The sequence below is a fragment of the Maridesulfovibrio frigidus DSM 17176 genome (assembly GCF_000711735.1).
In the GTDB taxonomy this organism is placed as follows: Bacteria; Desulfobacterota; Desulfovibrionia; order Desulfovibrionales; family Desulfovibrionaceae; genus Maridesulfovibrio; species Maridesulfovibrio frigidus.
Genome location: NZ_JONL01000007.1, coordinates 248979 through 261431, shown reverse-complemented (window position 1 = coordinate 261431; position 12453 = coordinate 248979). Strand labels below are relative to the sequence as shown.

Genomic DNA, 12453 nt, shown 5'->3' with positions numbered 1-12453 from the left:
GCTGTTTTTGTGCTTTTCAGATATTTTTAATGCTATTCACTTAAATTTCACCATAAATTTTAGTTTACAATAGCAGGGCTTATAAGCAATGATTTCCCGTTCTTGCTTTGCGAGCTTTTAAACATACTATTTTGGAGTTTAATAATGATCAGGCATCTGCTTAAAATTAATGATGTTCCACGTTCAGAACTCGGTCAGCTCGTGCTTAGGGCAAAAGAGCTAAAAGATAATAAAATCAGAAACAATGCTCTTGAAGGCAAGACTGTTGTTATGGTTTTTGAAAAAGCTTCAACAAGAACTAGAGTTTCCTTTGACGTTGCTATTGAACAGCTTGGTGGTCATTCCATATTTATGACACCAGCTGAATCCCAGCTCGGAAGAAGTGAACCTCTTGAAGATACTGCTAAAGTTTTATCCCGCTATGCTGATGCTTTAGTTGTAAGGACTTTCGGACAGCAGAAATTGCGCGTACTTGCAGAAAATTCCTCTGTTCCTGTAATTAATGCTCTTACCGACAGGTACCATCCTTGTCAGGTCTTGAGCGATATGTTGACTATTTACGAAAGAACACCTGATCTTGGAAATCTTCAGGTTACGTGGATTGGCGACGGTAATAATATGGCGCATTCATGGATTAATGCGGCTATATATTTCCCTATTTATCTTACCTTGTCTTTCCCGGAAGGCTATGAGCCTAATTCTGATGTTATCGCACGTGCACTTGCTATGGGCGCTAAGATCAACATGAGCTACGACCCAATTGAAGCGGTCAAAGGAGCTCATTACGTTAATACTGATGTATTTGCCTCAATGGGGCAGGAAGAAGAGCAGACTGAGCGTGAAAAAGCTTTTGCTCCTTATCAGGTTAACGAGGAACTTCTCGCTCATGCTCATCCAGATTGCAAAGTTATGCATTGCTTGCCTGCACATAGAGGTGAGGAAGTAACGGCTGATGTACTTGACGGGCCGAGATCTATTATATTTGATCAGGCAGAAAACAGACTGCATATGCAGAAAGCTATTCTTGAGTGGGCTGTTAACGGTATAGAAGTTGATCTTGAAGCCGTTGGAAAGCTTCTTGGGCCGATTACTGTTGTTCCAAATGTTCATGCTGTAGAATAATATTTGAAGGAATTAATAATGAGTAAAGTAGAAAAAGTAGTATTGGCATATTCAGGTGGTCTTGATACCTCCGTTATATTGAAATGGATCAAGCAGGAGTATGACTGCGAAGTTATTACTCTAACTGCTGACCTAGGTCAGGGAGAAGAGCTTGATGGAATTGAAGAAAAAGCTCTTGCAACTGGTGCTAGTAAGGCATTTGTTGAAGATCTGCGCGAAGAATTTGCTCGCGATTTCATTTTTCCATGTTTCCGCGCAGGCGCAATTTACGAAGGACGTTACCTCCTCGGAACTGCCATTGCTCGTCCTTTGATTGCTAAAAGAATGGTTGAAATTGCCGAGAGCGAAGGCGCTCAGGCTGTAGCACATGGTGCGACAGGCAAAGGTAATGATCAGGTCCGTTTTGAACTTGGCGCAATGGGAATGAATCCTAGGCTTCTAAATATTGCCCCTTGGCGTGAGTGGGATCTTAAATCCCGTACAGACCTCATGGCTTTTGCTAAAGATAATGGTATTGATATTCCGGTTACGCGCCGTAAACCATGGTCAATGGACGCTAACCTTCTTCACGTAAGTTTTGAAGGTTCTGAGCTTGAAGATCCGTGGAATGCGCCTTCTCCTGAATCATACAGATATTGTACTCCTATTGAAAAAGCACCTAATGATCCTGAAATTATTACTATTGATTTCGAACGCGGTGACCCTGTTGCAATCAACGGTGTTAGTCACTCCCCCGCAGCATTAGTTGAAAAACTTAATGAAATCGGTGGAAAGCACGGAATTGGTAGAGTTGATATGGTAGAGAATAGATTTGTTGGAATGAAATCCCGCGGTGTATACGAAACTCCTGGTGGAACAATCATTCACGTTGCACATCGCGATCTTGAAGGTCTTTGCATGGACCGCGAGGTTATGCATCTCAGAGACAGCCTCATTCCTAAGTATGCTGAAATGGTATACAATGGATACTGGTATGCTCCTGAACGCATAGCTCTTCAGGCAATGATTGATAAGACTCAGGAAAAAATTACTGGAACAGTTAGAGTTAAGCTCTACAAAGGTAATGTTATTCCTGAAGGGCGTAAGTCTCCTTACTCTCTCTATCGTGCTGATCTTGCTACTTTTGAAGAAGATGAAGTTTACGACCAGAAAGATGCAGAAGGTTTCATTAAGCTCATCGGTCTTAGACTGAAAGGCAAAACTGCTGAGTCTGGGTCCAATTGGCTCACAGATGGCAATAACTGCGACAAATAGTTAAATTATATGGCTCAGGTGGGGAATAACCTGCCTGAGCCTTTTGATCCTGCCCATATTGATCATTTTCAATCCTACGGACTGAGACTTTGATTTAAGGTGGGATTTTTTGTTTTGGTGTTATTTAAAGTTAAAAGAAACATAGACATTACGAGGTATTGAACATGGCTGAAATTAAATTATGGGGCGGAAGATTTGCTCAAAAAACTGCTGCGTCAGTAGAAGAATACACGCAGTCTGTCAGCTATGATAAAAATCTGTACCGAGAAGATATTGAAGGCTCAAAAGCGCATGCTCAGGTGCTGGCAGAGCAGGGTGTTCTTACTGAGGATGAAGCTAAGACTTTGGTCGAAGGTCTTGATACTGTTCTCGGTGAAATCGAGTCTGGTAAATTTGAGTGGAAAAAGGAGATGGAAGATCTCCACATGAATATCGAGAGCAGACTTACTGAAATTGTTGGCGCAGTCGGTGGGAAGCTCCACACTGGTCGTAGTCGTAATGATCAGGTTGCCCTTGGTTTTCGTTTGTACGTAGTTCGCAGTCTCGAAGCATGGAAAGACGTGCTTGAAAAACTAATTTCCGTATTCACCGCAAAAGCTGAAGGTCATCTAGGCGTTTTGCTTCCGGGGTATACACACTTACAGCCGGCTCAGCCTGTAAGCTTGGCTCATCACATGCTCGCTTATGCCTGGATGTTCAAAAGAGATCATGAACGCGTTTGTGATTGTATTAAGCGTGTAAATGTAAGCCCACTTGGCGCTGCAGCTCTCGCTGGAACAACTTATCCTCTGAATCCTTCTTCTGTAGCTGAAAAGCTTGGTATGGATGGAACTTTTCGTAATAGTCTTGATGCAGTTTCGGATCGTGATTTCGTGATGGAATCATTGTTTACAGGCTCTTTGATTATGACTCACCTAAGTCGAATTTGTGAAGAGCTTATCATATGGGCTAACCCTTGTTTCGGCTTCATTAAGCTGCCTGATGCTTATTCTACCGGCTCATCAATCATGCCTCAGAAAAAGAATCCTGACGTGTGTGAGCTTATGCGTGGTAAAACGGGCCGAGTTTTCGGCGATTTGATTTCAATGCTCACAACTGTGAAAGGTCTTCCGCTGGCATACAATAGAGATATGCAGGAAGATAAAGAGCCGTTTTTTGATGCTGACAAAACGGTCTATGCATCAGTGTCCATCATGGCAGATATGATGGAAGTAATGGGCTTTAATGCTGAGAATATGGAAAATGCCCTGAAAAAAGGGTTCTTGAATGCGACTGAACTTGCTGACTATTTAGTCGGTAAAGGCATTCCCTTCCGTGAAGCTCACCACATTACCGGATCGGCTGTTGCTCATGCAGAAACAGCAGGTAAAGGGCTTGAGGATATGACGCTTGCCGAGCTTAAGTCTTTTTCAGATAAAATTGATGAAGATGTGTTCGAGATTCTTTCATATGAGGCCGCGGTAAGACGTAGAGTGTCTCCCGGTGGAACTGGGCCTGAGTCTGTTAAGTCTCAGATTGCTGAACTAAAAGTCTGGCTAAAGAAATAAGTCAGTTTGTTGTAATTTGTTTTAAAAAAAGCTCCATTCAATTTGAATGGAGCTTTTTTATTTTGCTTTTTCTAATTCTTCTATCGCCTTGAAGTCAGCAACATCTATATTTTGAATATGCGATGTGAGCCAGTTTTTCATAAATTTGAGTACTTTCTGAGATCCTTCGGTGTTGTCCAGTAAACAAACGCTATTGAATTGCTCAACTTTTTCGGAAAAAGCTTGATGTTGATTTAGATGTTTAGAAAAATCAATGGATGGGTATTGGCTGAAAATTTTTTCTTCTGTTTCAAAATGGTAGATGCTGTATAAATATAATTCAGAAATAATATCTGCGATTTCACTGTTGTCGTTTTCATCTATTTGTGAATTAAATTTTTCCAGAAGTTTAAAGAAGCCTTGATGCTGTTCGTCAATTGCATCGCATCCTGTATATAAAAAAGATCCTTTAGTACATTTTGAATCCATTTTTGTGCTCCTTCTTTTTGTCGTGCAAAAAAAGGCTATAAGAGTCCCTCTTCATGTATTATAATACTTATTATTTGTCATACTGGGAAGCTAATAATTGTGTTTTATTGATAGTTCTGAAGGGGTGTTGGGGGAGTGAATGGCGGAAGTGTATAGGAGTCGAACCTACCGACGAGGGTTAGCCCGTCCACTGGATTTGAAGTCCAGGCGCCACACCGGTGACGAAACACTTCCGTTCTCATGAAAAATCAGCTACCAATTTTACACGGTAAGGGCAAGCATTAATAATATTTCTTATTCCCCTTGCCTTTTCTAGAATTAGACTTATTAATACTGATTGAAGCTAAACAAAGAACTGATTTTAGTCCGTATACCTTAGGTTTGCGCGTTGCAGACATGGGCCGGACAAATATGAAGGAGATGAATTTTGAACAGTTTTGCCAAGAACCTCTTGGTCTGGGTAACCATCATGTTGGTGATGATTGTTTTGTTCAATCTTTTCAACCAGCCTGCAGCTCCCCAGCAAAAGGTTTCCTATACTGACTTCCTTATGAAAGTCGATAGCGGAGAGATCATACAGGTCAAGATTCAAGGACAGAAAATCAGCGGAGTTATGGTTGGCGATAAACGTTTCGTTACCTATAGCCCTAATGATCCTACTCTAATTCCTAATCTGATTAAGAATAAAATTGAAGTGATAGCAGAACCGGCAGAAGATTCTCCTTGGTATATGACTCTGTTCATATCTTGGTTTCCTATGCTGCTTCTTGTTGGTGTATGGATATTTTTCATGCGTCAAATGCAAGGCGGCGGTGGCGGCGGACGTGGCGGGGCCATGTCTTTCGGTAAATCCAAAGCTCGTATGCTTAATGAAGAAAGCGCTAAAGTAACATTTCAGGATGTTGCCGGAGTAGACGAAGCTAAAGAAGAGCTTTCTGAAATAGTCCAGTTTCTTAGCGAACCTAAGAAGTTTACGCGTCTTGGCGGTCGTATCCCTAAAGGGGTTCTTCTTGTCGGGTCACCGGGTACTGGTAAAACATTACTTGCACGTGCTGTTGCTGGTGAAGCTGGCGTACCATTCTTTTCAATTTCCGGTTCGGATTTTGTTGAAATGTTCGTTGGTGTCGGTGCTTCTCGTGTTCGTGATCTTTTTGCTCAGGGTAAAAAGAATGCTCCTTGTTTGATATTTATTGATGAAATTGACGCAGTTGGACGTCAGCGTGGCGCCGGTCTCGGCGGCGGGCATGATGAACGCGAGCAGACACTTAACCAGCTTCTCGTAGAGATGGATGGATTTGAGTCTAACGAAGGCGTTATCCTTATTGCTGCTACGAATAGACCTGATGTACTTGACCCGGCTCTACTTAGACCAGGTCGTTTCGACAGACAGGTTGTTGTTCCTACTCCTGATGTTAGAGGCAGGGCGCATATCCTTAAAGTTCACACCCGCAAAACACCTTTGGCAGATGATCTTGATCTTGATGTCATTGCTCGCGGAACCCCTGGATTTTCCGGTGCGGATCTTGAGAACCTCGTCAATGAGGCGGCTCTCTCCGCAGCGAAGAACAATCAGGATTACGTGAAAATGGTGGATTTCGAAGAAGCCAAAGATAAAGTACTTATGGGTAGAGAACGTCGTAGTCTTATTCTTAACGATAAAGAAAAAGAGACTACAGCGTATCATGAAGCTGGGCATGCTCTTGCAGCTAAGCTTCTTGAAGATACCGATCCAATTCACAAGGTCACGATTATTCCTCGTGGTAGAGCTCTTGGTGTAACCCAGCAGCTCCCAGTTGATGATCGTCATAACTATTCTAAAAGATACCTTGAAGATACACTTGTTATGCTACTTGGTGGTCGTGTTGCAGAGGAACTGATCCTTGACCAGATGACCACTGGGGCCAGCAATGATATCGAGCGCGCTACTAAGATGGCTCGCAGCATGGTTTGTCAATGGGGTATGAGTGAAAAACTCGGACCTATGACTTTTGGTGAAACCAATGATCAGGTATTCCTCGGTAAGGAATTTGGTCATGGTAAAGACTTTAGTGAAGACACAGCGCGTCTTATCGATTCTGAAATCAGAAGAATTATCGATACCGCACTTGAAAAAGCTAAGATGTTGCTCACTGAAAATAAAGAACATCTCCATACGATTGCCGCTGCATTACTTGAGCGTGAAACTATCTCCGGAGATGAAATTGATACGCTTATGAACGGTGGAGTGTTACCTCCACTTGAGAATTTGGCTAATTCAGCAACTCCTTCAAACGCTGCGAAGGCTTATGAGTCTTCAGCAAAAGCTGGATATACTCCGGTTGAAGAGAAGGATGAAGCCAAGTCTGAAGCTGATTCAACTGAAAACAATGAGTTTTCTTTCGACGAATCACCAGATAATTCAGATGATAAATCTAGCCAAGAATCTGAAGCCAAGTCTGAAGAAGAGAAATCCTCTGATGATAAAAAGAGCTCTGATTAGCCGGAAGAGTTAAATGAAACGGACCTACACATGGACCATTAAGGGGGGAAGGGTTTTAGGCCCTTCCCCTTTTTTTATTGCCGGAATAGTAAATGTAACTCCTGATTCTTTTTATGATGGCGGAGTAAACTATGATCCACAGCATGCTGTTGCTAATGGCAGAATGCTGGCATCGCAGGGTGCGGATATACTTGATGTCGGCGGTGAAAGCACAAGGCCCTTTGCAGACAAAATTTCTGCAAAGGATGAAATCCGCCGTGTAATCCCGGTTGTTAGAGAACTAGCTAAGGATCACGTTGTCTCCGTTGATACCGTTAAGCACGAGGTGGCTCTTGCTGCCCTCGAAGCTGGAGCTTCTATTATCAATGACGTTTCAGCTTTCAGTGCTGATCCTGCCCTTCTTGAAGTGGTTGCGGATATTAAGCCGGGTTATGTTTTGATGCACAGTCAGGGCAGCCCAGATAAAATGCAAATTGCGCCACATTATGATAATGTAATCGGAGAAATTTCAACTTTTTTTAAAAAAAGTCTTGAAAAACTCTTAAAAGCTGGATTACCCGAAAAAAACATAGTAATTGATCCAGGTATAGGGTTTGGAAAAACTCTTGAGCACAATATTGAGATTCTTAAAAATATTGATGCGCTCATGGAATTAGGTTTTCCGGTTTACATGGGGCTTTCAAATAAGTCATTATGGGGCAAGTTGCTAGGGCTTGAACCGCAGGATCGTCAAAACGCAACGCAGGCTGCTACAGCTGTTCTTGCCGCGCGCGGAGTTCCGATTCATAGGGTTCACGAAGTAGGTTTGACTGCTCAGACCTTGAGGATTGTGAAGGCGATTGCCAAGGATATTTAATGTTTGAATTATTAGGATTTCAAATTTCCTGGAAGGAACTACTCGATATCGGCCTTGTCGGTGTAGTCTATTTTTACGTAATTCTGCTTGTACGTGGAACTCGTGCTGCGGCTATTATTTGGGGTTTGTTTGTTATCCTTTTTGTTTATTATACTTCAGATGTTTTTGGCTTATACACTCTGAACTGGCTACTCACGAACTTTTTGAGTTCAATTTTCCTTATCATAGTTATTTTATTTCAGCGTGATATCCGAAAAGGTCTTGCTCAAATGGGCGCAGGGCGCTTCTGGCGCAAAAACGATTTTAAGATTGCAGTTATTGATGAGATTTGTTCAGCAATGGATTCAATGGCTCGCCGTAAAATCGGGGCTCTTGTGGTTATTCAAAAGAACGTTCCACTCGGAGACATTATCGAGAAGGGCGTTGAGATTGATTCTAAGATTACAAAGCAGCTTCTTATAAATATTTTTTGGCCGGATACACCGCTGCATGACGGAGCTGTAGTGATTAATTCTAATAGAATTGTAGCTGCATCATGTATATTGCCTTTAGCACAGGTTTCAACCAGAAAGAGTGCTATCGGAACAAGGCATAGGGCCGCTCTCGGTATCAGTGAAGAAACAGATGTAATCGCAATTGCCGTTTCAGAAGAACGGGGCACAATTTCTGTTGCTATAGGTGGCAAGCTTACTACTAGCTTGGATATTATCAGATTAAAACGTGTTCTGAAAAACACTTTGAGCTAATATTATGGTAGATAAACACTGGAAAATAGCGCTACTGGCGATAACAATGGCCGTTTTAACATGGTATCTGGTTACAGGCCGTGATCTTGTTGAAACGTGGGTTGAATTCCCATTGGAAATTGTTAACCCGCCTCAGGGTATGATTATTCGTAGCGGAATGATTACAAAGGTTTCTGCCCGTCTCAGAGGTCCCAAAGGACTTATTCGCAATCTAGATACAAAAAAAATGGCTTATTCTCTTGATACTGGACACCTTATTGTTGGCAGCAATCCTATCGCTGTTGTTCCCGAGAAACTCGGGCTTGGTAGTGCTTTGGAAGTTGTTGAAATTAAGCCTTCAATAATAAATCTTGTTGTTGATATGTATGTTAAGAAAACTGTTAGGGTTATCCCCACATGGAAGGGATCTTTGAACAAAGATTTTACCATTGAAGGAAAATCTTGTGTGCCTGCCGAAGTTGTTCTCCGCGGTCCAGCTTCGATACTTAAGAAAGTTGCGCAGGTTCGTACGCAGGACATAATGCTTGATACTGATTCTCCTGAAGTATGGAAGGGGTTGATTCCATTGAATCTTCCTGAAGAAGTAGAAGCTAATCCGGGAATGGTTTCTGTTTCGCTTGTTTTTAAGGTAAGAAAGGCTAAGATGTGGGTAAAAGTTCCCTTGTATATTTTGGGGCCCGAAGAAATTGATTTTACTGCTAGTCAGAATTTTGTGAGACTTTTTGTTGAAGGTCCAAAACCCTTTTTCCGTAAAAATGATTTTAGAAATGAAATTACTGCTTCTATAGATATTAATGCGACAATACCAAATGGTGAAAACATCGTTAATTATGATGTTAGCGTTCCTTCAGGGTGCTCAGTTACTAAAAAGAATCCTGAAGTAATAACTGTAACAATATCAAGACAGGATTTAGTGGATCAGTAGATCCTATTCTGTTTTGGGAGATGATGGATGAGTAAACGTTTATTTGGAACTGATGGCCTGCGTGGTCAAGTCAATATATTTCCGATGACACCTGATATTGCTTTGAAATTAGGTCTTGCATGTGGTCATTTTTTTAGAAATGGCAATCAGCGGCCCAAAGTTATAATTGGTAAAGATACAAGACTTTCAGGCTATGTTTTTGAGTCTGCGCTTACAGCTGGGCTTTGTGCTATGGGAATGGATGTTTTTCAGGTCGGGCCGATGCCTACTCCTGCAATTTCTTTTCTTACCCGAAATATGCGCGCTGACCTTGGCATAGTTATTTCTGCTTCTCACAATCCTTTTATGGATAATGGGATCAAACTTTTTGATAAAGACGGCTTCAAACTTCCTGACGGACTCGAAGACGAAATTGCTGAAATGGTACTTTCTGATAATCCTAACTGGAATTATCCTCAGTCTGAGAACGTCGGAAGGGCATCCAAGATTGAAGATGCGAAAGGTCGCTATATCGTTTATTTGAAGTACAGCTTTCCTCAGAAAATGACGCTTAAAGGCGTTAAGCTTGTGCTTGATTGTGCCAATGGTGCAACTTACAGTCTCGGCCATATGTTCGAAGAGCTTGGTGCAGAAGTTGTGACTATCGGGAATAAGCCTAATGGTCTTAATATCAATGACAAGTGCGGTTCACTATATCCTGAGATTGTCGGGCAAAGAGTGATTGAAGAGAATGCGGATATCGGCCTTGCTATCGATGGTGACGGTGACCGTTTGATCGTAGTCGATGAGAAAGGGCAGGTTCTTGATGGTGATCAGCTCATGGCTCTTTGTGCTGCAGATCTTATGGAGCGTGGTAAACTTACCAAAAATATGCTTGTCGCAACTGTGATGAGTAATATGGCTCTTGAAAATTTCATGAAAGAACGCGGCGGAACGTTGCTGCGAACTAATGTTGGTGACCGCTATGTTATGGAAGCCATGCGCCGCGAAGGTGCAGTTCTTGGCGGAGAGCAGTCTGGCCACCTAATATTCAGAGAGTATAGTACAACTGGCGATGGACTCCTCGCGGCCCTCCAGTTATTGCGTATACTTTGTGAGAAAAACAGACCGCTATCTGAGCTTTCAGGTTTGCTTAAACTGTATCCACAATCGCTTGTAAATGTTCATGTTAAGAGAAAAGTTCCTTTCGAGGAAGTGCCCGCAGTGCAGGAAGCTCTTAAAAAAGTTGAAAAAGCACTTGGTGATAAAGGTAGAGTTTTGCTCCGTTATTCAGGCACTGAGTCTGTAGCTAGAGTGATGGTTGAAGCAGAAGACAGCTCTAAGGTTGATCTTTATACCGCTGAGCTTGCGGACGTTCTGGAAAAGCATTTAGTTTAAATAATTTGTTCAGCGCAATAATTAGCCGCTGAATTATTCAAGGAGTCTGAACGATGGTCATCAAAAAAGTTATTATTCCTGTTGCTGGTTGGGGCACAAGATCATTGCCTGCTACTAAAAATATTCCTAAAGAAATGCTCCCGATCTTTAGAAAGCCTGTCATTCAGTATGTTGTTGAAGAAGCAATGACTAGTGGACTAACAGATGTTGTTTTTATTACAAACCAAAACAAAAAAATAATTGAAGACCATTTTGACTATAACTTGTCCCTTGAAGATGTTCTTAAGCGTGCTAACAAGCATGAAATTTTAGCCGAGTGCAGACGAGTCGCGGAAATGGTTAACATCATTTCTGTTCGTCAGAAAAAACAGCTTGGACTTGGTCATGCTGTACTTTGTGCCAAAGAAGTCTGTAAAAATGATCCTTTCGCCGTAATGGTTGGGGATGACCTTATGTTTGGCTTAGAGCCTGGTATTAAGCAGCTTATCGATGCAGCGCGTACAGAAAATATGGCTGTTGTAGGTGTTATTGAGGTTCCTGAGAATAAGGTTGATCGTTATGGTATTGTTCAGGGAGAAGAATTTGCTCCTGGAATGTACAGAGTTCGTAACTTGGTTGAAAAACCACCTATAGGGCAGGCTCCATCAAGGCTTGCTATTGTTGGGCGTTACGTTCTTTTGCCTGAAATATTTGATCATCTCGAGAATCTAGAGCCAGGTGTTGGCGGAGAAATTCAGCTCACTGATGCTTTGCAGTGCCTTGCTCAGGACAACAAACTCCTTGCGGTTAAATTGCGCGGGCAAAGATTTGACGCGGGCGACTGGGTTGAGTATCTTACTGCAAATATTTATTTCGCTCTTCAGGATGAAGAATTACGTGATGGTTTAGTAAAGAGTTTGCGGGAGCTTTTGTCTTGTTCGTAAAAAAAATACCAGCATTTTTGTTCATAATGGTCCTTGTTGCTAGTCTGTTTTGGTGCAGATCAGCAAGGGCCTTTTTTCCGTCAGATGAAGCCATAGATGATACAATGTATCAAAAATATGGTGCGTTAACTTCGTATGAGGCTCTCATTACTTTCCCTTCTGAGCCGGGTACATCGCTTAGAATAAAGCGTGGAGATGACCACTGGCAGCAGACCTTTGTAAGCAACTCCGGTAATGGAACTGTTACAGCAAAATCCATCGGGCAGTATTTCGAAACTTCTGCTGAATGTCCGATGAATGCGGATCTTCCCGTTTCCATGTTGCAGTTTTGGGTTTCTGATGATGCTACCAGTGACTGGAAAAGTCTTGGTATGACAAACTCTACAAGAAGTTACGGATTCAATGACGGCTTCCCTGCCTTTGTTTTTGGTGCAGAATCTACTGATGATTCCTCACCTCAAATTAGGCTTGATAATGAAAATTTTGCTCCTCTTAAAATTACACTTGGGGCTGGAAGGTCCATTTCCTTTGGTACTTACACAAAGTTCGCGGGATTTATGCTTCCACATACAGGTGTGATTATAGTGGGAGATGATTCTGTTGAATTTAAAATTGAATGGCTTGGAGTCAGGCAAAAAATTGACCCAGTTGTTTTCTCCGCTTCAGCTCTAAAAAAAGAGCCATCATGCGGCATCCCCAGTAGTTTTGCTTTAGAACTGCTTAAAAAATGTCTCCGCATTAAACTCTAGCAGGGAC

General features: G+C 42.1%; 11 protein-coding genes and 1 tRNA gene. 10 read left to right on the top strand and 2 right to left on the bottom strand.

Annotated features, from left to right (window positions below; genetic code table 11):
- Positions 1–144: 144 nt before the first annotated feature.
- The 3 genes from argF (at position 145) to argH (ending at position 3923) form a co-directional block, all read left to right on the top strand.
- Positions 145–1122, top strand: a complete 978-nt coding sequence (gene argF, locus BR06_RS0114735) for an ornithine carbamoyltransferase (protein WP_031484387.1) — start codon at positions 145–147, stop codon at positions 1120–1122.
- A gap of 18 nt (positions 1123–1140) precedes the next feature.
- Positions 1141–2376, top strand: coding sequence for an argininosuccinate synthase (locus BR06_RS0114730; protein ID WP_031484385.1), 1236 nt, complete (start codon positions 1141–1143; stop codon positions 2374–2376).
- A gap of 164 nt (positions 2377–2540) precedes the next feature.
- Positions 2541–3923, top strand: a complete 1383-nt coding sequence (argH, locus tag BR06_RS0114725) for an argininosuccinate lyase (RefSeq protein WP_031484383.1) — start codon at positions 2541–2543, stop codon at positions 3921–3923.
- A 57-nt stretch (positions 3924–3980) separates the two neighbouring features.
- Here the strand turns inward: argH and BR06_RS0114720 are convergent, their stop codons facing one another.
- Together BR06_RS0114720 and BR06_RS0114715 are read right to left on the bottom strand one after the other, a co-directional pair.
- Positions 3981–4391 carry a bacteriohemerythrin gene (locus tag BR06_RS0114720; RefSeq protein ID WP_031484381.1) on the bottom strand — a complete coding sequence of 137 codons (411 nt, stop codon included), beginning with the start codon at positions 4389–4391 and terminating at the stop codon, positions 3981–3983.
- Between the two features lie 140 nt (positions 4392–4531).
- A tRNA-Sec gene (locus BR06_RS0114715) sits at positions 4532–4625 on the bottom strand.
- A 193-nt stretch (positions 4626–4818) separates the two neighbouring features.
- Between BR06_RS0114715 and ftsH the strand changes: the two genes are divergently transcribed.
- Genes ftsH through BR06_RS0114680 form a run of 7 tightly spaced genes read left to right on the top strand, consistent with a single transcriptional unit; the run spans position 4819 to position 12446 of the window.
- Positions 4819–6870: an ATP-dependent zinc metalloprotease FtsH gene (gene ftsH, locus BR06_RS0114710; RefSeq protein ID WP_031484380.1), complete on the top strand. Its 2052-nt coding sequence runs from the start codon at positions 4819–4821 to the stop codon at positions 6868–6870.
- Positions 6871–6883: 13 nt separating this feature from the next.
- Positions 6884–7726: a dihydropteroate synthase gene (folP, locus tag BR06_RS0114705; RefSeq protein ID WP_031484378.1), complete on the top strand. Its 843-nt coding sequence runs from the start codon at positions 6884–6886 to the stop codon at positions 7724–7726.
- Positions 7726–8472: a diadenylate cyclase CdaA gene (gene cdaA / locus BR06_RS0114700; RefSeq protein ID WP_031484377.1), complete on the top strand. Its 747-nt coding sequence runs from the start codon at positions 7726–7728 to the stop codon at positions 8470–8472. Before folP ends, cdaA begins: the two co-directional genes overlap by 1 nt.
- Before the next feature lie 4 nt (positions 8473–8476).
- Positions 8477–9397, top strand: coding sequence for a CdaR family protein (locus BR06_RS0114695; RefSeq protein ID WP_031484374.1), 921 nt, complete (start codon positions 8477–8479; stop codon positions 9395–9397).
- Between the two features lie 27 nt (positions 9398–9424).
- A complete protein-coding gene (gene glmM, locus BR06_RS0114690) occupies positions 9425–10774 on the top strand; it encodes a phosphoglucosamine mutase (RefSeq protein WP_031484371.1) in 1350 nt (449 codons plus the stop codon).
- Positions 10775–10827: 53 nt separating this feature from the next.
- The gene (gene galU, locus BR06_RS0114685) at positions 10828–11697 is read left to right on the top strand and encodes a UTP--glucose-1-phosphate uridylyltransferase GalU (protein ID WP_031484369.1); all 870 of its coding nucleotides are present in this window, start codon (positions 10828–10830) and stop codon (positions 11695–11697) included.
- On the top strand, positions 11688–12446 hold the full coding sequence (locus BR06_RS0114680; RefSeq protein ID WP_031484367.1) for a hypothetical protein: 759 nt from the start codon (positions 11688–11690) through the stop codon (positions 12444–12446). The genes galU and BR06_RS0114680 overlap by 10 nt, the downstream gene beginning before the upstream one ends.
- Positions 12447–12453 lie beyond the last annotated feature (7 nt).

What these genes read in the sequence shown, in the direction of transcription:
- argF (WP_031484387.1), top strand. Translation starts at nt 145, where the DNA reads ATGATCAGGCATCTGCTTAAAATTAATGATGTTCCACGTTCAGAACTC.
- BR06_RS0114695 (WP_031484374.1), top strand. Translation starts at nt 8,477, where the DNA reads ATGGTAGATAAACACTGGAAAATAGCGCTACTGGCGATAACAATGGCC.
- argH (WP_031484383.1), top strand. Translation starts at nt 2,541, where the DNA reads ATGGCTGAAATTAAATTATGGGGCGGAAGATTTGCTCAAAAAACTGCT.
- glmM (WP_031484371.1), top strand. Translation starts at nt 9,425, where the DNA reads ATGAGTAAACGTTTATTTGGAACTGATGGCCTGCGTGGTCAAGTCAAT.
- folP (WP_031484378.1), top strand. Translation starts at nt 6,884, where the DNA reads ATGAAACGGACCTACACATGGACCATTAAGGGGGGAAGGGTTTTAGGC.
- cdaA (WP_031484377.1), top strand. Translation starts at nt 7,726, where the DNA reads ATGTTTGAATTATTAGGATTTCAAATTTCCTGGAAGGAACTACTCGAT.
- BR06_RS0114720 (WP_031484381.1), bottom strand. Translation starts at nt 4,391, where the DNA reads ATGGATTCAAAATGTACTAAAGGATCTTTTTTATATACAGGATGCGAT.
- BR06_RS0114730 (WP_031484385.1), top strand. Translation starts at nt 1,141, where the DNA reads ATGAGTAAAGTAGAAAAAGTAGTATTGGCATATTCAGGTGGTCTTGAT.
- galU (WP_031484369.1), top strand. Translation starts at nt 10,828, where the DNA reads ATGGTCATCAAAAAAGTTATTATTCCTGTTGCTGGTTGGGGCACAAGA.